Annotated in this window: 15 protein-coding genes; 6 read left to right on the forward strand and 9 right to left on the reverse strand. The window is 58.4% G+C overall.

The features are described from left to right. Positions 1–81: 81 nt before the first annotated feature. On the reverse strand, positions 82–2,364 hold the full coding sequence (locus PQU98_RS06660) for a hypothetical protein (RefSeq protein ID WP_272744122.1): 2,283 nt from the start codon (positions 2,362–2,364) through the stop codon (positions 82–84). Positions 2,365–2,799: 435 nt separating this feature from the next. On the opposite strand from PQU98_RS06660, the gene pelA (PQU98_RS06665) reads away from it, so the two are divergent. From pelA (PQU98_RS06665) to kduI, 6 genes are all read left to right on the forward strand, one after another. Further along, entirely contained in the window at positions 2,800–4,119 is a 1,320-nt protein-coding gene (gene pelA, locus PQU98_RS06665) for a pectate lyase (protein WP_272744123.1), read from the forward strand. Beyond that, positions 4,119–5,546 carry a glycoside hydrolase family 28 protein gene (locus tag PQU98_RS06670; RefSeq protein ID WP_272744124.1) on the forward strand — a complete coding sequence of 476 codons (1,428 nt, stop codon included), beginning with the start codon at positions 4,119–4,121 and terminating at the stop codon, positions 5,544–5,546. The genes pelA (PQU98_RS06665) and PQU98_RS06670 overlap by 1 nt, the downstream gene beginning before the upstream one ends. A 101-nt stretch (positions 5,547–5,647) precedes the next feature. After that, the gene (locus PQU98_RS06675) at positions 5,648–8,992 is read left to right on the forward strand and encodes a TonB-dependent receptor (protein ID WP_272744125.1); all 3,345 of its coding nucleotides are present in this window, start codon (positions 5,648–5,650) and stop codon (positions 8,990–8,992) included. A 110-nt stretch (positions 8,993–9,102) separates the two neighbouring features. Further along, the gene (locus PQU98_RS06680) at positions 9,103–11,343 is read left to right on the forward strand and encodes a glycoside hydrolase family 88 protein (protein WP_272744126.1); all 2,241 of its coding nucleotides are present in this window, start codon (positions 9,103–9,105) and stop codon (positions 11,341–11,343) included. Positions 11,344–11,355: 12 nt separating this feature from the next. Then, complete coding sequence (locus tag PQU98_RS06685; protein ID WP_272744127.1) at positions 11,356–12,738, forward strand: oligogalacturonate lyase family protein; 1,383 nt, start codon at positions 11,356–11,358, stop codon at positions 12,736–12,738. A gap of 7 nt (positions 12,739–12,745) precedes the next feature. Then, on the forward strand, positions 12,746–13,594 hold the full coding sequence (gene kduI / locus PQU98_RS06690) for a 5-dehydro-4-deoxy-D-glucuronate isomerase (protein WP_272744128.1): 849 nt from the start codon (positions 12,746–12,748) through the stop codon (positions 13,592–13,594). An 11-nt stretch (positions 13,595–13,605) separates the two neighbouring features. Here the strand turns inward: kduI and PQU98_RS06695 are convergent, their stop codons facing one another. From PQU98_RS06695 to PQU98_RS06730, 8 genes are all read right to left on the reverse strand, one after another. Beyond that, entirely contained in the window at positions 13,606–14,811 is a 1,206-nt protein-coding gene (locus tag PQU98_RS06695; RefSeq protein ID WP_272744129.1) for a TonB family protein, read from the reverse strand. 86 nt (positions 14,812–14,897) lie between these two features. Continuing rightward, positions 14,898–15,701, reverse strand: a complete 804-nt coding sequence (locus PQU98_RS06700) for an IclR family transcriptional regulator (RefSeq protein WP_272744130.1) — start codon at positions 15,699–15,701, stop codon at positions 14,898–14,900. A gap of 126 nt (positions 15,702–15,827) precedes the next feature. Continuing rightward, entirely contained in the window at positions 15,828–16,967 is a 1,140-nt protein-coding gene (locus tag PQU98_RS06705) for a sialidase family protein (protein WP_272744131.1), read from the reverse strand. Continuing rightward, a complete protein-coding gene (locus PQU98_RS06710; RefSeq protein ID WP_272744132.1) occupies positions 16,964–18,331 on the reverse strand; it encodes a pectate lyase family protein in 1,368 nt (455 codons plus the stop codon). The genes PQU98_RS06705 and PQU98_RS06710 overlap by 4 nt, the downstream gene beginning before the upstream one ends. 40 nt (positions 18,332–18,371) lie before the next feature. Beyond that, positions 18,372–19,274 (reverse strand): rhamnogalacturonan acetylesterase, encoded by a 903-nt coding sequence (locus tag PQU98_RS06715; protein WP_272744133.1) that lies wholly within the window; start codon positions 19,272–19,274, stop codon positions 18,372–18,374. Between the two features lie 17 nt (positions 19,275–19,291). Beyond that, on the reverse strand, positions 19,292–20,536 hold the full coding sequence (locus PQU98_RS06720; RefSeq protein WP_272744134.1) for a family 43 glycosylhydrolase: 1,245 nt from the start codon (positions 20,534–20,536) through the stop codon (positions 19,292–19,294). Next, entirely contained in the window at positions 20,536–21,855 is a 1,320-nt protein-coding gene (pelA, locus tag PQU98_RS06725; protein WP_272744135.1) for a pectate lyase, read from the reverse strand. Before pelA (PQU98_RS06725) ends, PQU98_RS06720 begins: the two co-directional genes overlap by 1 nt. 15 nt (positions 21,856–21,870) lie before the next feature. Next, complete coding sequence (locus PQU98_RS06730; protein WP_272744136.1) at positions 21,871–24,957, reverse strand: twin-arginine translocation signal domain-containing protein; 3,087 nt, start codon at positions 24,955–24,957, stop codon at positions 21,871–21,873. Between the last annotated feature and the right edge of the window lie 67 nt (positions 24,958–25,024).

Here is a 25,024-nt window from a genome sequence, read left to right on the forward strand (position 1 = left end):
CCTTTTTATGCTTTTAATTCAGGGACTAAAGCCGTCATTGCGACGGCGACTAAGGTGACGGAGCCACCGCCCGGCGAGGGACTATAAAGACGGCAGCAGGCCTTCGGCCTTGACCTTCCAGCCGGTTTTCGGAAAGCCCGGCGCGTGTCCGCTCTCCCCGTCCCAGCCACCGGCCATCAGCGCAATCGCCAATAAAAGCCCGCCATTTGATGGAAAGTAAGTTTCCGCCGCCCGCTGATAGCCCGGCCCGTCCGGCCCGGCATGTTTGGCCCCTGCCCCTGTTGCCGTCGGCACAAAGGCCTCGGCATGGGCATCCAGATGAACACGCGGCGTCATGCCGCTTTGGCCAAACTGGTTGTTCTTGGCCGGGAAAAACAGCCAGTCCAGCGCCTCATTTGGCGCTTTCAGACGCGCGGCGGTCATGGCCATCATCGGATAGTCCCACCCCCAGGTCTGTCGCAGATCCCAGTCGCGTTTCATCCGGTCGAGCGTGTTGCGCATAACTGCCTTATTGACATCCCGACCCGGCAGCCAGCCGAGCGGCATCAGGAACGACATATGGTCGCGGTTCTGGCAGGTCTCGGCAATCGCATTGCTCTTGCACGTCCCCGCCGCCTTATCCCAGAAACCCGGCTCTGACGCGACCGGCAGATATAGCCCGTCTTTTTGCGGGATATCCGGCCATTTGGCGAGGATACCGTCCCAATCCGCGCGGCGGCCCTTACCCGACCGTTCCCGCCACGTCTGCGCCGTCTCGATGCCCCAGCGGTAATAAGCCACTTCAAAGGCCGGATCAAAGGTGGTCAGCGGATCGAAATTTTCCTGCACCGGAATGATCGGCGGGCCGAGGCGGTAGCGCCCGCTGGCCTCATCCAGATAGGCAAACGATGCCAAAAGTTCCGCGCTCTGTTCAACCAGTTCGCCGTAAGCCTTAAGCACCCGCTGCCCTCCGCCCGCACGGTAGATCAGTTCTGACATATAGATCGGGTGCGGCTGCTGCCACATAATAAAGGGCGAGACTTTTGAAGGGCTGTCGGCACCATCAGGGCCGATCATCTTGGGCCACCATGCGCCTTTCAGACCCTGCTCTTTGGCCCGCGCCTGAGCCTTGGGCAAGAAATTGACATACCAGCCGAGGCTTTTTTCCAGCAACTGCGGGCGGCCCCACAGGGCAAAATGCGCCGCGTGCCACGGGTGCATCTCAAGGTGCGACTTGCCGTTCCAGCTATTGGAAAACAGCCCCTCCTCCTGCGGCGGGAAGGTGCCCGACGCGTTCACCGCCATCAGATATTGCGACAGAATAATCCGGCGTTCCAGTTCCGGCGCGCGCGGATCGGTCGAGCCCGCAAACTCGACCATGCCACCGTTTGACCAGTAATCGGCCCAGTGGTGTTCGGTGGCGGCTTTGGCCACAGCAGCGGTCGGTAAGAGTGCCCCGACCGTGGACGAAAACTGCGCCATAACGGTAAGCGTCGCGGCCCTGGTGCCCACCCGGTATTCATGCGGCGCGGTCTTTGTGATCTTGCCATCCATCGCTGTGCCGATGGCGGCATGATAGATCGTGTCGTCAATCTGACGCTTCAGGCGAAGTTCGCCCGCTGTGCGCGACACTTCGGTCGTGGTGTGGCCATCCGTATTCGTCCAATCCGACGGATCGGGGTTGAGCGATTTCGATACGCCGGGGAACCTGACCGCGACGCCCAACCGGCCCTGCGCCACCAGCGCAGAGGTGACCTCCACCATCACCGTGTCCTGGTCAGGCAAAACGCGGGTGATGACCGTGACCTTTTCACCATCATATATAAAGTAACTGGTCAGGGTGCCGGTCCACAGATCCAGCGTCTGATGGGTGGCTGTTATATCCGCGAACTTTGCCGGTGTGCCATCCTTAGCGCGCAGGTCAAGCGCCACCCGCCCCAGCGAAAAGCGGTGTGGATTTTCGCGCACATAGGCAATCGCTGGATTCTTCGTCGCTTCGGTCCAGTCCTTGATATAGCCATAGCGGCGGGCCTTCCCGCGCACCTCGATCGGGATCTGCGTATCAGCGACGGTGTAGCCATTTGGATTGGGAAAGCTGTGCCAGGCCCATTGCGCTTCGGTCAGCAAGGGCGCGATCTTAGAATAGGGTTCGGTAAAGGTCTGAAGGCCGGTGATGTCGGCGGTAAAGCCAAGATTGCCATTGCCCAGCATCAGCGGCGCGTGCGGATCAACCGCCGTCAGCACCGGATTGTGTCTTGCAACCAGCGCCTTACGGTCGATCGGGGCGGCGGGCTGAGCCGAAGCGGCCGGCAGAGCGGCTGTACTGGCCGCAACCGCAGCGGCTGACATCAGCAGACGACGGCGTGATAAAGACAAAGATGGCATGAGATTTACCTGAGCGTTCCGGAAGGGTTTTCTGGGATATTATACTGATGGCGCGCCACTATCGTCATGACAGCGATGTCAAAACCATCGTTCCCTTATTTGTATTATCATTCCATAATTTGAAATGCAGTCACAAATATTGCAGTGCATCACATTACGAAACTGAAATACCCCATCATCTTTAGCCCCAAACCCAGCTTCTGACAATCACAAAGGGGCAATGCGAATAGACGCCAATTGTCAAAAACAGCCATAAACAATCATGACTGAGACCTGAAAAACACAGCAATTTTCAAATAAAGCAACAAATTTGTAGCATAAATTCACCCATGAAAACATTTTTGAAAAATATGTCGAAAATGAGCATTTTCGTTTACAGCCCTTAATACATGCAGTATCTATTTTAAAAAACGCGTTCAAAAAAAAGGGATGGAGATGTCGTCAGCCAAACTGGCCGGATTGATGTCCGCTGTAAGTATAGTGATGGCCTCACCGGCCGTGATAGTTATGGCCTTGCCGGCCACGGCGGCGGTGATCGGCGTCAACACACCGGCGACTGAAGTCAGTCTTGCGCGCCTGAGCGAACTGCCGGCATCACAACGGACTGAGTGGACAGACTATATCAATCGCTCAGAGCAACAAATGGCCTTTGACCGCGCCACTTTAGCTGCGGAATTGCAGTCGGGCGAAGCGTCTCCGCCGCCCCCTACTGCCGGCAGCGGCAAGATGGTGCTGGGTAAGGACGCGGCGTGGTATGCGACGCCTGAGGCCCGTGCTATCGCCGATACGATCATAAGCTTTCAGACCCCGTCCGGCGGCTGGAGCAAGAATCAGGATCGCACCAAACCACCGCGCCTGAAAGGCCAGCGTTACTCAAATAATGCCGAGACCATGACAGTCGGCACCGGTAGCTTTGATGAGCCCCGCGACCGCTTCTGGACCTTTGTCGGCTCACTCGATAACGACGCCACCACCACCGAAATGCGCTTTTTAGGCCGTGTGCAGGCGCAGTTGCCGGGCGCTGAGGGCGATGTTTATCGTACCAGCATCATCAAGGGCATCAAATACCTTTTGATGGCGCAGTATCCCAATGGCGGCTGGCCGCAGAACTATCCGCTGGAAGGCGGGTTTCATGACGGCATCACCTTTAATGACAATGCGGTGGCCAAGGCGGCAGATATCCTTGAGGATGTGGCCGAAGGCCATGCCGATTTCGCCTTCGTGCCCGCCGACCTGCGCCAGACAGCCGGAGCCGCCAGCGCACGATCCATCAAAGTTATTCTGGATTCGCAAGTGGTGGTGAACGGCAAAAAGACCGTCTGGCCGCAGCAGGTCGATGCCCTGACCTTAAAGCCCATCTCAGCCCGCAACTATGAGCCGCGCTCATTGGCCAGCGCCGAAAGCAGCGATGTCCTGCTGTTTCTGATGCGCCAGCCCAACCCCTCGCCCGAACTTAAAGCCGCCATTCATACCGGCGTTCAGTGGCTGAAGGATCATGCGATTTATGATGTCGCCTTTACCTCGGTCAGCCCCGAAGAGGGCCGCAAGCTGATCGCAAAGCCCGGCACAGGCCCTATCTGGTCGCGCAATTACGACATTAAAACCGGTAAGCCGATCTTTGGCGACTGGAGCAAGTTCATCCATAACGATGTCAATGAAATCTCCAAGGGCCGCCGCAACGGCTATTCCTGGTACGGCAACAGCCCGCAAAAGGCCATTGACGCCTATCCGGCATGGAAGGCGCAGAACCCGTAATGGCCCCCTTCGCACGACGCCTTTTCCTGAAGATGACCGGCGCTTCGGTGGCCGCGTTGGGCTTTGGTCATGTCTCTGCGCTGGCGGCCAGCGGAGATGACATCGCCATTGATGCTCCGAAGGGCCTGACGGGCGCTGTGATCCAGGCCTCAGCCTACGGCGCCAAAGGTGATGGCGTAACCAACGACACCGCCGCCCTGCAACGGGCCATTGAGGCCACCGCCGCGGCTCATGGCACGTTGGTGCTGAAACCCGGCATATACCTTACGGGATCGCTGTTCCTGAAATCCGGCATGGCACTACGCCTCGATAAGGGCGTGACCCTGTTGGGTGCGCAGGACATTGCGGCCTACCCTGATAAGCCTACGCGCATCGCGGGCATTGAACTGTCGTGGCCCTCGGCCCTGCTCAATGTTTACGGCCAGAGCGATGTCAAAATTTACGGCGAAGGCACGATCGACGGCAATGGCAAGGTGTTCTGGGAACGCTTTAATGCCATCCGTTATGATTATGAGGCCAAGGGCCTGCGCTGGGCCGCCGATTATGATGCCAAACGCCCGCGCCTGATTCAGATTTATGATTCTAAGCGCGTTGAACTGGGCGGCGGACTGATGCTGACCCGCTCCGGCTTCTGGACGGTGCAGGTTGTCTATTCCAACAACGTCAAGGTCTCCGGCATTACCGTGCGCAACAATGTTGATGGCAAGGGCCCGTCGACCGATGGCGTGGACATCGATAGCTCGCACACGGTTCTGGTCGAAAACGCCGATATCGACGCCAATGACGACGCTTTGTGCCTTAAGGCCGGACGTGATGCCGATGGTTTGCGGGTCAACCGTCCGACCGAGAATGTCGTCATCCGCAACTCGACCGTGCGCACCGCCTATGCAGGCGTTACGTTTGGGTCGGAAACCTCCGGCGGCATCCGCAATGTGCGCGTTTACGGCCTTAAGGTCGTGGGGCCCGTACGGTACGGCGTCCTGTTCAAATCGGCAGCCACGCGCGGCGGCGGCGCGTCAGATATCCATATCCGCGACATTGAGGTGGGTCAGGCCGAAACCGGCATCCGCATTAACCTGAACTGGTTCCCGGCCTATTCTTACACAAAAATTCCTGGGGGTATGACCGATTATCCGGCCTACTGGACGACGCTGACCACGCAGGTGCCCAAGGATAAAGGTCTGCCGCAGGTGCACGACATCCATATCTCAAACGTGCACGGACGCGGGCTTAAAACCGCCATCGAGCTTGAAGCCTATGCTGGCGCGCCGCTTAAGAACATCCATTTTGACGGGCTTGATCTGGAAGCCGCGCAGTTCGGCACCATCCGTCATGCCCGCAACGTGCATTTCGCACGCAACCGCATCACCACTAACGGGGGAACAGTCATCACGGAGAATGTTGAGAACATCACTGGCCTCAACTGACGGCCGGATTTTTGCCGCCGAATGACACCGGTGGCGCAGACAGAAACTTAAATCAAATGATCTGCCTAAAAGGCACGATCACAAAAGGGGTTAAGGAAACCATGACACATAAGGATTTGAAATATTTACTGGGGGCATCGTCACTGGCGCTGACCATCGCCATGAGTGGTGGCGCATCGGCACAAACGCCCGCCGCGGCACCGGCCGCCGCACCTTCCGATGACGTGCAGGAAGTCATCGTTGTCGGCGCCCGCCGCGCCGAACAATCGGCTATCAACCGTAAAAAACGCGCCGCCACCGCTCAGGATTCGATTGTCGCCGATGACGTCGGCAACTTCCCGGACAAGAACGTTGGTGAAGCCATTTCACGTATCGCCGGTGTGGCGCTTGATGTCAGCGATGCCGGGGATCAGGGTGGCTTTACCATTCGCGGACAATCCGCCGATCTGATTCGCGTCGAAGTTGATGGCATGTCCATGCTGCCGACCGATGCTCAGAACGGACGCTCGGTAACGGGTCTGGGCGACATGTCTTCCGACCTGATCAAAAGCGTGGACGTGATCAAGGGCCAGACCGCCGATATGCGTGCGGGTGGCGTCGGGGGTACGGTCAAGATCGAGCAACGCTCTGGGCTTGATTTTAGCAAGCCACTCTACAAGCTCAACGTACAGTACCAGAAAAACACTTTGGATGACCACTGGTCACCGCGCATCAACGCCATCTTCACCCGTAAGTTCCTGGATGGCCGCTTAGGTATTCTGTTCAACGCTACCTATGATGATCAGCGCACCTCGACCGACTTCAACAGCGTGTCGGACAAACAGGTCGGTTATCAGCCCTTTGGTGACCACGACAATTCGCCCGAAAAAACCTTTACCACGCCGTATGAACCTACGGCAGCGGCTATCACCAACAAAGCTGATTGCGCGACACTACCTGTTGCCATCGCTGGTCAACCAAATGCGTACCGCGACCGCAACCCGCGCCTGACCTGCTATGCCCAGTGGGAAGACTATGCTCCGTCCCTGCCGCGTATGCGCCGTGAAAACCGCCGCGATGTGCGCACTTCGTTCCAGTTGCGCGCCGATTACCGTATCAGTGACGAACTGACGGTCTTTGCGTCCTATAACCCGAACATCCGTAAGCAGGATTTCCAGGCCTATAACCTGCAAATCATTCCGCCCACAGGTTCCACTAATGCCAGCGGCGTTCTGTCGACCAATATGCGCAACGTGGTGGTCAATGAAAACCACTACATCACATCCTACGATCTGATCCGAGGCAATGGTGTGACCACGCTGAACTACGACAGTCAGGTGCGTGACATTCAGCGTACGAACGAACAGCACTATATGCAATTGGGTGCCGACTTCAAAAACGAGAACTGGCTGGCCAAGGCCCGCATCCAGTACGCTTCCTCTAAGGGCGAACGTGAAGACGATGCCTTTAAAATTATTGCCTCTATCCCCCGCGCCTCCTTCTACATGATCCCTGAAAATGGCCTTTGGACGTTTGACGTACCGAGCTTTGATCTGAACAATCCGGCGTCCTACTATCCGACGTCACCTGACAGCCCGACAGTACCGGTACGCCCGGGAGTTTTCCAGAACCCGACAACCACCGCCCGGCTTGAATACACACCGCAGGCCGATAAAAACAACGAGTTGAACTACCAACTCGATGTTACGCGCAACTTTGATGATTTTGGCCCGTTGAAGTCCATAAAATTCGGCACGTTATACACCAAGCGTGAAAATGAGACCTGGCGTGAAGGCGGCTTCCTGCTAGCGCCTGGCGTCACCATTTCACGCGCACGCGCGCTTGACTATGTCCGTTTCTGTGACCCCACCGTGACCAATGCCAACTGTCAATTCGGCTCCAGAACCCTCGTCACCAGTGCCACCAGCACGGACCGTGTGGAAAAAGAGCACATGCTCACTCGCGCCCAGTATCAGGAGATGATCAACAACAGCCTGATTACCTTGCCGGGCGCAAACTACTTTGATGGCATGCCGGATCGTGGCAATCTGATCGATTCCTGGAAAGCGTTTGATTTCGACAAACTGTTCGGGACGTTGGGCAAGTATGCTGACCTCAGCCACCACAATATGGACTGTCTCTACACCTGTATTGCCTCAGACGGTAAGACCTATACACGCCCAAGCTACTCCACTGAGGAAGGTACGACTTCAGCCTATCTGATGGCAGACTTTGAAACCAAAGTCTTTGGCATGGACGTCATGGGGAATCTGGGCGTGCGCTACCAGAAGATTGATGTGCAGGCTGCCCCATCGATTAACTTCTATGAGCGCAAATTTGACCCAACCCAAGTCGCCACAAACGATCTGACGCCATACACTGAAACGCTTGTGGCACGCCGCACCAGCCAGATCGACCGTACCTCTGAGGATGTTCTGCCGAGCTTTAACCTGGCCGTCTGGCCGATCGAGGATCAGGTCGTTGTGCGCTACTCCGTAGCCAAGCAACGTGCCCGCCCCAGCATGACCAACCTTACGGGTACCAGTGCGGCAAACTGCTATAAGCTGGACCAGGCGCTGCTCGACTTTTACAACAACAATCCGGGATATTTCGACGATGGTGATCCGGACACCGAAAACCCAACAGCCTCCGCAGCCACACGCTGTTCAGGCCGCATAGGCAATCCGGAACTCAAGGGTTATCAGGCCGATACCCAGAACCTGTCGCTGGAATGGTATCCAAACCGCGATTCACAACTGAGCATCGCGACCTATTCTATCAATGTTAAAACCGGCAAGCCTGACACGGTTACGCTCCCCGAGTACGAGCTTGAGGGCACCCGTTATATTGCCGATACCTTCGAAGACGGAGACGGCGGCCTTAAGCAGACCGGCTTCGAAATCGCGGGCCGTACCGCCTTTACGTTCCTGCCCAGCTTCCTGCGCCATACCGGTGGGGGTTTCAACTATTCGACCACGGAAAGCAACGAAAGCTTTACGGCTATAGACCCGATGACTGGCAAGCCTCTACCGCCTGAAAAGCAATCCAGCTACTACTACAATATCAACTTCTGGTATGATGACGGACGCATCAACGCCCGCGTCGCCTATCAGGAACGTGATTTCTACTATGACCGGATTGATGCGTCCGAAAGCACCAACCGCGTGCCTACCGCGGCGATCCAAGACGCCATAGGCATAGATCTTCCGCCTGCTGGCGGAGGTACCAGCTACTTTAAGACGGTTACGCCGGTCTATAAGAATGGCTCCAAGTCACTCGATGCCCGCGCCTCCTTCAAGGTCAACAAAAACCTTGAAGTCTTTGTCGAAGGCAAGAACCTGCTGGATGACACCATTACCCGCTATGCACCTGATGAATTACGTAACATCGGTGATGGCGTACCTTATGTGTTTGATACCCTCTATTACGGTCGCCGTTACTACCTCGGTCTGTCGACGACCTTCTGATTTTAAGCGTTCATCTCCTGGCCCTGTCCGGCCCTGTTTATCAGGGCCGGACCTTTTTTCCTTAAGGTCAGCGCTAAAATCGATCAGTTTATAGCTTAAAGGATTACCTTATGAATGTGCGCACGATTATGCTGTCCTCAGCCCTGTCAATGGCCATGATCGGTGGTATCCCCGCTTACTCACAAGCCCCCGCCCCTGCTCAGGTGGCTGGCATAGAGGCCAGTTGGCTTAAAGCCCCCGCCCGGCCTAATCTTGACTTTTCAACGAACAGCATACCCTCACGTCAGTCCGTGATGTCCGCCCTCGATTATGTCGCAGCGTCCCAGATCGCTGACATGAGCCGCCGCCCCATTCAGCTTTCGACCGGCTCGAACCTGTCGGAAATATCGTCCAACTGGGTGGCCGCCACCTTTTACGTCGGCGCGGCGCGATTTGCGCGCGAGACGCAAAACAAAGACATTCTGCGCTTTCTGACCGCCACCGCCGAACACTATAACTACGCCTTTCGCGGCGCGCGGGCCGAGCGCCTGCTGCTCAATGCCGACGATGTGGCGATAGGTGATCTCTATCAGGAAATCTATGCCCGCCGTGGCCAGCAGGGCGTGATCATGCCCTTGCAGCAGCGTCTCGATTACATGGTGCCGCACCTTAACCGCTCTCAGGAAACGGAAAGCCTGATCTGGTGGTGGTGCGATGCGCTCTATATGGCGCCGCCAGTTCTGGCGCGGCAGACCGCTCTGACCGGTGATCCGAAATACCTCAAAGCGATGGATAAGGAATGGCGCCGCACCGCGGCCCGCCTGTGGGTCGAAGACGACCGTCTGTTCCTGCGCGATGAACGTTTTAAAGATGAGCACCACAAGGGTGCGGGTGGCCAGCCGATCTACTGGTCACGCGGCAATGGCTGGGTGATGGGCGGGCTGGCGCGCGCGCTGGAATCCATGCCCGCTGATTTCGAAGGCCGCGAGTTCTATGTCACCACCTTCACCAAGATGGCGGGCCGCATCAAAGATCTGCAACGCGCCGATGGCCTGTGGGCGACGGATCTCAATGACCCGAAATCCTTCCTGGAGGCCGAAACGTCGGGCTCGGCCTTCTTTGTCTATGCCCTGGCGTGGGGCATCAATCACGGCCTGCTGGATCGCGCAACCTACCAGCCCACCGTGCTCAAGGGCTGGGCGGCGCTTAACAAACATGTTCTGCCCAATGGCCTGATTGGGGCAGCACAGAAGACCGGCGACCGTCCGGTGCCGACCAAGGCGAATGATGTCGGCCCCTATGCCACCGGCGCTTACCTGCTGGCCGGGATTGAGGTCATGAATCTCGGTAACGCCACGCAAACCCTGCCCAAGGCCGAACCTGCGCGTGATGATGAGGCCACCATCCTTGCCACTACGCCGCAACCGATTGCCCCGGTCACCGTTATTGGCGACGAAGAGAAAAAGCGCCGTGATGCCGAAATGCGCGCGACCCGGGCCCTCGCCTACGATCCGGTAACGCTGAAACGGCCCGCAGCCGTCGAAAAACTGATTCCGCCCAGCGACCAGACGCCGCGCGCCGTCGCCCGCTTTGCGCCCGACCGATTTGATGACCTGTTGTGGGAAAACGATAAGGTCGCCCACCGTATCTATGGCCCGGCCTTAGAGGCCCGTGAAGCCCCGTCCGGCTCCGGCATCGATGTCTGGGCCAAGCGCGTGCGCTACCCCTATATGGACCGTCAGCTTAAGTTCCCGAACTACCACGTCGATCGCGGCGAAGGCTTGGATTACTACGATGTCGGCCGGGGTCGCGGCGCCGGTGGGCTTGGTATCTGGTTTGAAAACAAGCTGTGGACGTCACGCAATTTCTCAAAATATGAGATCCTGAAAACCGGCGGGGATGAGGCGAAGTTTAAGGTCGATTACCGCCCGTGGCCGGTCGATGTGGCGCGCAAGGTCTGGGAGACGCGGACGTTTTCATTAGCCTTGGGCTCAAACTTCACGCGCATGACCTCGACGATCTCATCAGACACCAAAGACCCGCTGATCGTCGCCATCGGTATCACCAAACGTAAAGGCGACGCCAGCAACGGTATCGTCACCCGCGATGCCAAATCTGGTATTTTGAGCTTCTGGGAACCGGCCAATCCATCAAGCGGCAGTATCGGTATCACCATTGCCGCCGATCCGGCGCTGGTCACAGGCTTTGCTGAGGACGCCGAAAACTACCTGATCCTGATGAAGGTGACACCGGGCCAGCCGTTTAGCTACTACATGGGCTCAGCCTGGGACGGCGGGCTTGATTTCAAATCGCGTGAAGACTGGGACGCCTTTGTGAAAACTCAAAAATTCTCATTCGCGCCTGCAAAGTAAGGAGTACCGCCCATGACCACCGGAACACGCCGCATGGCCCTGAAAGGCTTTCTGGCCGGAGCCTCCGCCCTGAGCCTGTCGATGACGCAGGCCTCCGCCCAAACCGCTGCGACCTCAGCCGCCCCGGCCAAACCCGCTGGCCCGGCACCAAAAGACTGGATTGACCCGAAGACCGGTCATCGGATCTTACGTCTGTCGGATGAGGCCGGATCGGGCGTGCTCTATTTCTACCGCCACGCCTATACGCCCGAAGGCGACCTGATGGTCATCAAATCGCCGTCCGGCATTGTAACCGTGCGGTTAGCAGACTGGAAAACCAGTGTGCTGGTCAGGGGTAAGGAAAACGATCTTCTGTTTATGATGCGCACCACGCGTGAAGCGGTCTATGCCGTGACCGACCCTGGCGCAGGTGAAGCTGAGGACAGGCCCAAGACTCTCTACGCCATCCATGTCGACACGAAAAAAGTACGCAAGCTGGGCCGGATTGCCTCAGGCCGCGTCACGGCCTCCAATGCCGATGATAGTTTGCTTCTGGGACAGGTTGCTTACGGGGCCAAACCACTGCAACCCAAGGACTCTGCCTCGATCGAAAAGTTCGGGCAGGCGGAATATGCCGCCCTTGGGCCGGACGGTAAGCCGCTTAACTTTGCCCGTGCCAAGGGCGTGCGGATGTGGGAACGCTGGTCTCAGCGTGTGCCCGCCGAACTGTTTGTCATCGACCTCAAAACCGGTGCGCGCAAGGTCATCTACAATACCGAAGAATGGATCGGTCACGCTCAGTTTTCGCCGACCGATCCGAACCTGATCCGCTTTTGTATGGAAGGGCCGTGGCACCGCGTTGACCGTATCAAGCTGATCAATGCCGATGGCACGAACTTACGATCCGTCCACACCCGCACCATGAATATGGAAATCTGGGGCCATGAGTTCTTCAGCCACGATGGCAAATGGCTGTGGTACGATCTGCAAACGCCGCGCGGTCAGGTCTTCTGGGTCGCGGGCCTCGAACTGGCGACCGGCAAGCGCGTGTGGAAGCGGGTCGAGCAAAACCACTGGGGCGTGCATTTTAACGTCGCCCATGACAATGTGACCTTTGCCAGCGACGGCGGCGACCTTGATATGGTCGCCCATGCCCCCGACGGCAAATGGATATCCCTGCTTCAGGGCGAGACCATCGTTGATGCCGATCTGGATGGCTATGACGACAGCCTGATCACCATCGAAAAATTCAAAGGCACGCGTCTGGTCGACATGGGCGCTCACGATTACCGGCTGGAGCCTAATCTGAGGTTCACGCCGGATGGCAAATGGATCGTGTTTGTCTCCAACATGCACGGTGATAACCATGTCTATGCGGTCGAAGTCAAACCCACCCGCGCGCCTGTGAAGGGTTAGTTTTAACGTGTTTCATAAGACCTATTACGCCACCCATCCGGATGAACTGGCGAATGCAGACACAGATGCCTTGCGGGATCGCTACCTGATCACCGACCTGTTTGCTGCGGATGAGGTGCGCCTGAACTACCTGCATCAGGAACGCCTCGTGATTGGCGGGGCCGCCCCGGTCAACCGGCCCGTCGCGCTACCCCGGCAGAGCGAACCGCCGTCCGCGGCGGGGCAATCCTTGCTGGCCCGGCGCGAAATGGGCGTGGTCAATGTCGGCTCAGGCGCGGGCACTGTGCGGGTCGACGGCGTGGCCTACCCGCTGGAACCGCTCGATGCGCTCTATATAGGTAGCGAAACCGGCGACGTCTCGTTTGAAAGCGACAGCCCGGATCAGCCGGCGCGCTTTTATCTGGCGTCCACCCCGTCGCATCAGCCCTACCCGACGGTGCGCATTGCCCTGAAGGACAGTCAGCCACTGGAACGCGGCAGCCTTGAAACCTCCAATGAACGCACCATCCATCAGTTGATCGTACCGCGCGTCTGCCGGTCGGCGCAACTCCTGCTGGGTCTGACCCTGCTCAAGCCCGGCAGTGTGTGGAACACCATGCCGCCGCACCTGCATGACCGCCGCTCAGAAGCCTATTTCTACTTTGATATGGGCGCGAACGACCGCGTGTTTCATTTTATGGGACAGCCCGACCATACCCGCCACCTGATCGCCGCCAATGAGCAGGCGGTGATCTGCCCGCCCTGGTCGATCCATTGCGGTGCGGGCACATCCAACTACGCCTTCATCTGGGCGATGGGCGGCGAAAACCTCGACTACGGCGATTTCAACGAACTGGATCTATGCCAGTTGGCGTAAAGACGCGGACTTTAAGACTCCGCGTCAGTCTCTGCCGGATCCGCCGGATTGGCGAAACGCACCATGACCTGACAACCGCTGTAGCCTCGCTCTGAGGCCTTGGCCGTGGATTGGCGCACCATCTGTTCAGCCGCACGGGCAAACTGGGGCAGCGGATGCGACAGGGTTGATCTGATGCGCACCTCACCCCACGGCGCAATATCAAAGCGCACCATCGCCATGCCCTCGATCTTCATGCGGCGCGCCTCTGCCGGATAAAGCTCGGCATTAAACACAAACGGCATGATCTTTTCACGGTCGTCATTGGGGCAGTCCTTCGGCCCCTCATCCTTATAGAAACTGTCGCGGTATAGCTCGCGCAATTCCGGCCACAGGGATGCGTCATTCGACGGCAAGGGTGCGGGCGGGATGATGTAACTGTAAAGGCAGTCTTGGGCGGCCGCACCGGAATAATAGTTTAACTGGGACAGCGCCTTTGCGATTTCGGCGGCATCTTCGGCGCGCGCCTCTGAGACAACCTGCGCCCCCAGCCTGACCTTGCCAGTGTCCAGCACATCATAGCGGGTCACTACACGCTGCGGCCGACCGGGCGCCCGCCTGAAAGTGCGGCTGTCCGGATAGGCCCGGCTGCGCACCTGCTTACCGGCCGCACGGCACGCCTCCGAGCGGGCATCGGTGTAGGGAATATTCATATAGTTGCGCAAATGGAGCGCCTCATACTTCAGCAGCATGGCCATTTCAGGCGCATGATCCGTCCTGACCGCCCAGGTCATCTTGCAGCCTTTGAGCGTTTGCGCCTGCGGCCCCAGCGACCAGCCCGCCGCCCATACCGGCAGAAACTGATTGCCGAACAAAGGCGCGCCGCCTGCGGGCACGGCCATGATATTGGTCAGGCGGCCATCTTTCAGGACATGGAACGACAGGGTATAGCTGTTTTCACGCGGTGGCGCCACCACATCGGAAGCGGGCTCAAACACCACTCTGGGCGATGGATTCACCCGGTACATTCCGGCCGGAAATTTCAGCTCAGACGACCAGTCCAACTTACCGTTTTCGCAGACCACCCCGGCCTGTTTCGGCTCAAGCGTATAGACCTGCGCGGTCGGCATCGGGCTGGGTATAGGGCGCTGGGCAGACACCGGCGCAGTATCAATCTGCGCCATAACCGCACCCGCCCCAAAAGGCATGAGTGCCAACGTAAACAGTATCGATTTCATGAGCCCCCCGACATTTTATCGGTTCAACCTATCGGGGTTTTATGACGCCATCAATACAAATCTGACGCAGGCGATAATAACCGCCCCTAGCCCTTATAGCCCAGTTCGCGGCTGATGGTGGCGGTGACTTCCTTGACATAGCCTTTGAGGGTTTCAAGGCGGGCATCGTCCATATATTGCGCCGCACTGGAGATCGAAATCGCCGCCACAATATTGCCCGACAGATCACGAATGGGGGCGGCCACGCAGCGGATACGGTCTTCGTTTTCATCCATGTCGAGGGCAAATCCGCCCTCGCGATACCCCTGCATGACCTCTAGCCAGCCTTTGAGATCATAACGGTATTTCGGAAATTCGCGCGCTTCGCGGTTATAGACTTCGCGCAGCTTATCCTCATCGGCATCCAGCAGCAGGGCCTTGCCCAGACCGGTCGGGCGCAGATACTGACGCTCCCCGATCACGCAGCGCACTTCGATGCGACGCGTGCCCGGAATCTTATCAATATAGTGCACCTGATGGCCATCCAGTACGCCCAGATTGATCGTGTCGCCGGTATCGGCCGCCAGCCGCACCAGATGATCGTGGGACACCCGTGTCAGGGTAATCTGCTGTGAGGCGGCGTGGCCCAGTTCCAGCAGCATAGTCCCCAGCGCATAGCCTTCGCGCTGGGTGAACACTAAAAAATGCTCCTCCACCAGCGTCGTCGCCAGCCGGTGCACGGTCGATTTGTTCAGGCCCAGCGATTTGGAGATCTTACCCAGCGTGTTATCACCTTTGGACACGCGCTTAAGCACATCCAGTCCGCGCATCAGGGTCAGGGCACCGGTGACACCGCGTTCTTTATCCTCGCTCGCGGACACCAACAGATCCTGATCGGCCAAATCGCTCATACCGTTTACTCTTCCCTTGCCGGCGCACGTCATCCCGAAATTCGGATAACCGTCCCAAATTATAGGCCAGCCCCGCCCCTAAACGCAAGTGTCAGACAAAAGACTATTTTTTGCAGGCTTGAATGGTTATCGCAGGCTGGACAGAGGTATGCGTGTCAGGGCGATGCTTTCTTTGTGGGCAGAATATACGACATAAAGATGGTCCTGCCAGACAACGGATTTAGGATAGTGGTAGCCCAGCCGTTTATAGCGCCCCTCAAACCTGAGCGGTTCAATATCGTCCCCACCGCGCAGCAGGTAGGACCGCGTAAAGGTGCGGCCATCATCGCTTAAGGTCACGGCCAACGGCATCCGCAGTTTATCACCGTTCGGCGCATTGACCATATAGGCGGTCCCGTCCGGCAGGTTACCGGCGCTTTGTTTGGCGCGCGCGTCCGGCATATTGGTCAGGGCGGGTTGCGTCCAGGTCTGACCGCGATCACAGCTTTCCGAGGCCAGTTGCTTAAAGGTCGAGGCCTGATCACGAAACACCATGACCGCGCAGTTACCGCGCAGGAACAGGCTGGGTTCCAGTTCGCGGCTGACCTTACCCTCGTGCGGCAAGTTGGTCATCTGTCCGCGCCGCCAGCCGCTGATCCCCAGCGGATCATCGGTAAAGAACGGTGCCGCGATCATGCCCGGTCGCAGGTGAAAGGCGGTGATAATCCGGCCGTCGGCCAAGGCGTGCGGATCCTGCTCGATAATGCCCTGAACCGGTTGATTATCCGCACCGGTGACGGGCTCTGGCTTTGACCAGTTTACGCCGTCAGAACTGCGGATATAGGCGGTGTATCCACCGTCACCCGACTGAAATCCGGTCGGCCAGACATTGATATAGGCAATCAGGGTCTGACCATCCGACCACCAGCCGCCGTTGGAGTGCATTTGCCCGCCCGAACCCGCAGGCATCAGAACCTTTGGTTTATCCCAGACCACCCCGTCGGCGGATGAGGCATACATGATCTTGGTGTCAGAGCTGTCTTCATCGGTGGCGGAGGATTGCCACTGGGCATAGAGACGACCTTTGAACGGGTAAAGCACCGCGCCGTTATTGAATTTATCGTCGTCGGACATGGGCGTGAAAATAGTGACGGTCTCAGTCCCCGTGGCCCGCGCCAGTCCCAGATTCTGCCGCGACGGATCAAACAAACCCGCCGCGATCGTATAGGGCGCTTCGGCCACAGCGGGCGCCGCCATCAGGGTCAGCGCCAGCCATAGCCCCCTCACCGCGCGGCGGCCTTAGGGTACAGCGATGCCCAGCCGGCCTTGGGCGACATGTCGTCAAGGTTCCAGTCGGCCTCGGTGAACGGCGCGGCGGTGGGCTTATAGTCCGGATAACCGCTCGACTCTGCCTCATTATCCACGATCTTGCCGCGGCCTTCGGCAACATCGGAGATGATCTTGAAGTCGATCTTATCGCGCGCCCACGGCCGCATACCGGCGCTGACATAGATGGCGTTTTCCAGCTTGGCCGCCGGAATGATGCTGATACCCGCCGGCAGGTATGGGGTTTTCGCCGTCAGAATCTGCGCGCCCGACGCCGTATAACGCCCGGTCTGCGGCAGCTTATTGCCGTTCTCATCGGCGGCGATATTGTCCTTAAGGTACAGGCTGACATCGCCTGAGCCGCCCAGTGCAAATAACGGCACGCCCTTACGGGTATCAGGGCCTGCACGATAGACATTGCCGATCAGGGTGATGATCCCCGTCTGCGGCGGCACGTCACCCCATTCATGGGCGATCAGGTTATAGTGCACCGCCTTGCCGCCCGGATTGTGGATCAGGTTATTGACGATGGCGACATGAGCCCCGCCCTTGATCAGGGGGCTGCGTTCTTCATTGGAATTATAGAGATTGCCGTAGATCAGGATTTTCTCGGCATTGTCATGGATCAGGGTGCCTTTGGAGTGTTCGCCCTTTTCGTGGACCGAATTGGCCAGCCCTTCGGCAATGATATTGTGGCTTAAGGTGACGCGATTGGATGTGCCTTTGCGCCATTCATCCGGCGTGGCCCCTTCAAAGCGCGGGCCCGACGCCGACAAATTCTCATCGGTCGCCCAGGAAAATGAGCAGTGGTCGATGATGACATTATAGGCACTGCGGGTCGACAGGCCATCAAGGCCGCCACTGCGCGGGGCCTTATCGTTGGCGCCGGGGCGAATGGCCACATGTTGCAGGATCACGTCATGGGTCGCGATCCCGAACTCGCCGCGCACAAAGGTAATGCCGGGGTTCGGCGCCGTCTGGCCCGCAATGGTCACATAAGGCTTGGCGATACGTAAAGTAGCCCCCTTAAGGTCGATCACCCCGCCCACTTCAAACACGATGATGCGCGGGCCATCGGCGGTAATGGCTTCAGCAAATGATCCGGGGCCGGTGGCATTGAGGGTAGTGACGCGGATGATCCGGCCGCCTTGACCGCCCTTGGTATCGGCGGCCCAACCCTTCACGTCAGCCGAGGTCTGGCTGAGGTCATGATCCTCGGTAAAGGCTTTCGCCGGCTGTACCTGAGCGGTGGCGGCATAGGCCGCGCCCGTGAGCATCAATGCCGCACATCCGGCGCCTAAGAAGGATTTCAGATAATTGGGCATAGTAACCTCCAGTAATTTCTATTTTTATATCGGCTTATGTTTATGGAATCAGATCGCGACGCAGATCCGGCACGGCGGCGGCCAGTTCACGGGTGACAATGGTAGCAAAAAAGTCTGCGCCGTCACGGCCCAGATGGGTGTAATCGAAACTCAGCTTCGCCTGCCCCATCGGCTCCAGCGAATTGCGTATCTGCTCTTCGGTCAGGGGCGGCGCATTGGGTACTGGCGCAACCCCGGTTGAGCCCGCAATGGTCGTGCCAGTCTTTCCGGCCTCCAGCACCTGCGGTGATGGCGGTTTCTGGGCAAACTTCATGGCCTCAACCGCCCCCATCGCCTGCACCGCTTCCTGTGAGCGGGCATAGAGGTCGACCAGCGGCACATTCATGTCTTTCGCCACCGCCCGCGCCGCGTCGGCCCACGGCCCCAGATCGTTTTCGACCTTACCGTCCTTAAAACCCCGCCGCGTCAGGGGCGTCAGCAGCACCGGAATAGCCCCCGCAGCGCGCACCTCATTGACATATGCCGCCAGATTTTGCGGAAACTCGGTCTCAAGATCGGTGGATCGCCCCGGCTTACCCGGCTGGTCATTGTGGCCAAACTGGATCAGCACATAGGTCTTGGCAAACCCGCCCGACTTCATCTCAGCCAAAGCGATATCCCATGAGCCTTCGGCGCGATAGTTGAAGGTCGAACGCCCGCCGCGCGCCAGGTTCACACACGCGGTAAACGAGGTCAGGTGATAACCGCAAAAGCTCGGCCCCCAGCCACCAACCACTGCCGTCGTCGAATCCCCGACCAGAACGATCTTTTTGGCCGTGACTTTTTTGACCTGCGCGCGGGCCTCGGCATCGGTCACCACCGGTGGGGCAGCAGGGGCGACTGGCGTCTGGGCCATAGCGGATGTCGCCAGCAGACCTGCCATCAAAGGGATAAGTAACTTCATAGGCGTGGCTCCCGTATTTATGTATATGGCGCGAAGGGCTGGGTTTTACTGGCCCGTATCTTACCCTGTGCATCGAATTCTATGGCAATCAGGCCGGGCTTTTCGCGAAACGGCATCTGGTCGTCATTGCCGAAAAAGGTCTGCCACCACTGGCCGTCCTTATCGCGGAAGACATTGCCCCCGCCCGCCCCCGCCGGCCCTTCGTGCCGTCCACGGTAAGGGCCGTACAGTTTGTCCGACGTGGCGAACATAAACGAATAACGCCCATAATAAAAATCGCACGCCCCCAGATAATAGGTGCCCTCGCGCTTAAACAGGGTCACCCCTTCAAAGCCAAGCTGGCGCAGGGCATGGTCGTCTTTTTTGTAATGGGTGTCGGGATTAAGATCAGGGTCGGTAAATACCATCGGCTGCCAGTCACCCGCAAAGCCGCTGAAGTCCGGCTTGATCTCACGGATCGTTTCCCCGCCGCCGTAGGACAGATAAACTCGGCCCTCATCAGCAAACAGGGTGGAATCAATCCCGCCCTTGATCGGTTCATCCGACAGAACATGGACATAGGGGCCGGTCGGCTTACCTGTAGTGCTTTTCAGCACCCCGATGCCGACACCGCTGATGCAGTGGCACAGGTAGTAATTGCCATTGATAAAATGGATTTCCGGCGCCCAGATTGCCCGGAACGGCACGCCCTGGCGCATCGTCCAGTTCTTTTCCCACTTACCGTCGCGCTCAATGCTCCAGACAAGGCCGAGATAATCCCAGCGCTTAAGATCACGCGACCGCCACAGCTCAATGCCGTCATTGAAGGCCCAGATATTATCGCCGGTCGAGCCGGTCATGTAGTAGTAACCGTCCCCCCCAAGGCAAATAATGGTGTCACGGATATGGGTCTCCCAGATCGGCCGGATCGCGGGTAAAAGGCCGCTTTTCACCGCCGCGCCGCCATCGGCATTATCCCAGGCCGCGGTGGGGTAGGTGCGCGGTATGGGGCCTTTGTAGCGCACCTCGGACAGGTTTGAGACCCAGCCGCCGTCCTGATTATCCCGCGTGACCGGCCCGCCCGCACCATTGACACCGCGAAATGGCCAGTAGTCTTTGGCAGGGGCTGGCACAATCCGGCGGCTGTTGTCGGCCTTCGTCAGGCGCGGTGTGCCGGGCTTAGGGTAGGTGTCATAAACGGCACCGGTTTGCGCGTGCCCAATCGATGGACTGACCAAAGCCGCCGCCATCCCGCCTAAAACCTGCCGCCGGTCAAACCGCATCACTTCACCTGCGGATGTTTGGCGCGCCAGCCTTCATAGGTCTCAATGGCCTTTTGCGGGCTGGTCGAGAACCAGGCATAGCCATTGCGGCGACCGGCGCTGACATCATCAACCGTATCGAAAATCTGCTTTGAGCGGTCACTGAAAATCGGTTTCAAGGCTTTCATGTCGTAATAGCGCGACCACAACGGCGGGGCATCGGCCTGCGCGTGCAGGCGGCGGCCATCGTCGCCCTCGACGCGCTTAAAGACATAGCCGTCGATCTTAAGCTGTTTAAGCATGGCGACACCGGCATGGACGGCCTTGACCTCTTCCGGTGACGGATCAGGGCGCTGCATCAGATACATCAGTATACCGGCGCTTTCAGTCGAGGATAGCGACGGCGGCTCATAGTTGCGGGCCGAGGTCGGCTGTCCGGTCAGCGGATCATACTGCTGCGGCCACAGGGTCAGCTTACCGTCGATCACCACCTGTCCGGCCAGTAGGGCCTTTAACCCCGCCTGTTCGGCGGCGCGGGCGCGGGCTTTGAGGGCATCCGGCAAAAACGCGAAATCGCCCTTGCCCTGAGCTTGGCCCGCCCCGGCATCGCGCATCAGGCTGATCACGCCCTCCATCGCATTGTCGTTGAGGGTGACCATGTCATGATAGCCGCCCTGCAGCGGCCAGACCTGCGGCCAGCCACCGTTCGGAAACTGAGCGGCCAAAAGGTACTCGATCCCACGCACAATGCTGTTGTGATAAGGGGCGGCCTCCGCCGGATTTTGGGCTGCCACCCGCGCCAGATAGCGGATTTCGGTGATGGTCGCGCCATTATCGGTCGTGCCGACATAGCTCCATTTGTCGATCAGCGGCCGGTCGAAATTAGCTGGATCATTGACGCGGTTTTCATTGCCGCCGACATAGGCCTGCCCCTTCTGGCGTGGCGGGACGTTATAGGGCTGGTTCTTGCCCCAACCGCCGGCGGGGGTCTGGTAGCTGACGATCGAATCCGCCACGGCGCGGGCCTCAGGGGTTTTGTACCACGCGGCCTCGGCTTTAAGCGGCATGGTCGCTTCGCCATTGCCGGTCGCCGGTTCGGCGGGGATCGTGGTCAGGCCTTTGCGCTCGGCCAGCAGGGCGTCCTGATCGGCGGTCATCCGGGCTTTTGAGCGCGCCAGATAGTCCAGCCAGGCTTTAGACTGCGGGCCCGCCAGTTCGGTAATGCGGGCCTCATTCAGCGGTGGCGACGGCACATTCATGCCGATTTCCTTGGCCTGAGCGGTGGTCAGGAAAGCCGCGGCCATGAGGGCAGCCAGTGACGGAACGATATATTTTTTCACGATGTTCTTCCCTGTTTAGGATGCAAGCCAATTTATGGCGTTAATCAGAAGTCGCGTTTGCAGCGGCGCCACCATGTCCGGCAAACGATGAACCATGACCTTCATGGCATTTTTTTGGACCACAAAGGTCGCCGCGCCATTATGGCGGTCATGGTCACGGCTGTAGGCGGCGATGACCTCGATACCATCACCATCGATGATCAGGCCATTGGACGGCTGCCCCTCGATCTGATGGAAGACCGATGTCGCCTGATCGACCGGCAGGCCGTCAAAAATGGCGTAGGCCCGCAGGTAGTTCCAGTTGCCCATCCACGGCGCGCGCAGATTTCCGACCGCCCCTGAATAGCTGAATAGCCCCAGTGCCGACAACTGCTTGGCTACCCCGTCGGCCAGACCATCTTCGGGCACATAGGCCATCAGCGGCGTACCGGATTTGACAGCCGACAACACATCAGCAGGCAACTCCCCCAGCACCAGTTTCGGCTTTTCGTCCTTGCTTGGCTGGGCCTCAAGGCCGGTTTGTTCGCCGATTTGACGCCGCGCGATTTCATCAGCTTTGAGGCCCGACGCGATTATGGCGTTATATTTGACCCCGACTTTGAAATCCTCAAAGGTCACGCCCTTGATGGCCGAAAGCTGATCGCGGAAGGATTTCGATACCCCCGACAGGGCGATGCGTATGGGCTTGGTAAAGGCCGGTTTAGTATCCACCACCCATATGTCGCGCACAAAAGACGGATGGCCTTTCAGTTCGATCTGGATCTTATTCAGCCCCGCCTTGGTCAGGGCCGGTGTTTTGACGCTTTCGGCCAGCAGATAGCGGTACTGATCGCGGACATGGGTTGGCGCGGCATAGGTCGCGATATCGGTCGCCTTACCGTCCGGCTCAATCAGGCTCAGTTTCAATTCGCCGGATATTTGTGTATCCGTATCATTGAGCAGATAGATATCCAGCTCCGCCGCCTCACCGGCCGCATAGGTTAGCTTTCTCTGCTTAGCGATGGGGCGGACCGGCAACAGGCTCTGTCTGATCAGGTCGGGATTGGCCTTGAAATATCTGAGGTTATCGACAATGCCGGAATGGTTCTCAATGGCCGTCGTTTCCCAGCCGGAAATGGCGGCGACATCGACTTCATCACCGATACGGATATTTTCCATATAGTTCTGCCAGCCGTCATAGACCTTGCGCCCGACCGATAAAAACAGGCTCTCAGTGGTCGGAAACGCTTTGCGGAACCCCCATTTGTCGAGATAGGCGGAGGTGTTTTCGACAATGACCTTATGGTCCTCAAGGTCGTAGGATTTGCCGCCGCTGGCTAAGATATCGGCGACCATTTTCACATGGTTGTCGGCAACCGCACAGCCCTGCATTTCACCGAATTCGACGATGAAGGGCTTCCCCGTCTGGCGATGCACATAGTCGTCTTTGTTGACATAAAAGCGGTCATACCATTGATCGCCCGCGGCCTGATGCTCGACCCACCAGCCGCCCCATTGCTCCACGTCTGAGCGGTAATAGTGGTCGTTATAGGCCAGGTACATGGCTTGTGCTGCGCCGCGCTTAACGAAGCCGTCATTAAGGATGACCGTGCGCGACGGGTCGGTGTCATGAATGGCTTTCAGCACCCGCTGCACGTCGGGGTTTTGCAGATTGGCCCCGATCTCGTTTTGCAGGGTGTAGTGGGCCAGCGACGGGTGCGAGCGGAAGGTTTTGGCCATCGTCACGCATTTTTCAAACATGAAGTCGCGGCTGAACTGATCGGCCTCGGATAAGGTCTCGCCGGGTTTCAGGTCGCGGCCAATGGCATGGCGTCCCCCGCCCGGCTCCATCACCCGCATCAGGCCCAGTTCGTCCTGCGCGGTAAAGACATCGTGCTTACCGACATTGCGGTGGGCGTGCAGGCAGTTGAGGCCCAGATCGTGTGCCGCCTCGACCTCCCGCCTCGACAAAGCCTTGGTTGGCCACATGCCATTATAGGCCCAGTAACCCCATGAAATCGCCGAATAGAGCTTGATGCGTTTGCCGTTCAGCCGCAGCAGGGCATCGGTGCCGACGCCATCAACCACAAACCAGCGGAACCCAAAGCGCACGGTTTTGATCGAGGTGCCCTTCCCTACCGGCCACTCAAAACGCAGACGATAAAGGTTGCGGTTGTCTAAATCCCACAGCTTGGCATCCGGCTTGGTGAGCGTAAACTTCGCCGTGGCGCGGTTGCCGCTGATGTTGAGGCTGTCCAGTTTGATATCGGCGGCCAGTGGCGTTCCGTGGTCATCCGTCAGCGTGATCTTCGGTTTGCCGGTCTTCACGGCCTTACTGAGCGCAACCTCCATATGGGCGGTGACGGTACGAGCGTCAGGTGTATTCAGAACCCACGCATCCTCGATGTGCGCCTCCAGCGGATGCACACTCAATGACAGGCCGCGGTCCAGCCCGCCAAAGCCGTGGGAGGCAAACAGCTTCAGCTTGCCCCACATCATGGTGGTCGAATCGCGCCAGTCATAGCGCCCGCCCGGATTGGTGATGCGGATCGCCAACCGGTTGGCCTGCCCCGGTTTCATGGCCGCCGTCAGGTCGCAATCGATCGGCAGTTCCGACATGATCGAATAGCCGACCAGTAGCTCATTCAAGAACACCTCGGCCCGCAGGCGTGCCCCGCGAATATGCAGCAATACCCGCTTGCCCTTGGCTACGGCCGGGATTGCAATCTCACGCCACCACCACGACACACCGCGATAGGCACCGTTTTGCGGCACATCATCATCGGCAGCATAGCGGTATTCATCGCCCGTATAGGGGCGCAGACCAAACCGGCCCCAGAAATACTGCTCGACCGTTGCAGGCAAGGTCACCGTGACTTCGGGTTTCAGCGCCCCCCAGCCGCCGGTTGGCGGATTAATCGGCAATGATTTCAAGTCGACCTGCGACGGCAAGTAGATCACATCGTCCTTATAGGCGGCTTTTTCATCGACCCACAGGTTCCAGCCCTCATCGGGAATGTCCAGCGCACCCGTTTCAGACGCCACAGCGGGGGCTGAAAACGTGACGGCGGTTCCGGCAGCCGCCGATGCGCCCAGGAAATTACGTCGGTTAATCACGGTCATTATTCGCTCGTTTCCCCCTCTCCCCACATGTGGGGAGAGGGTTGGGGTGAGGGGCAATCTTTTGAGA

Source organism: Asticcacaulis machinosus, from assembly GCF_028550435.1.
Lineage (GTDB): Bacteria > Pseudomonadota > Alphaproteobacteria > Caulobacterales > Caulobacteraceae > Asticcacaulis > Asticcacaulis machinosus.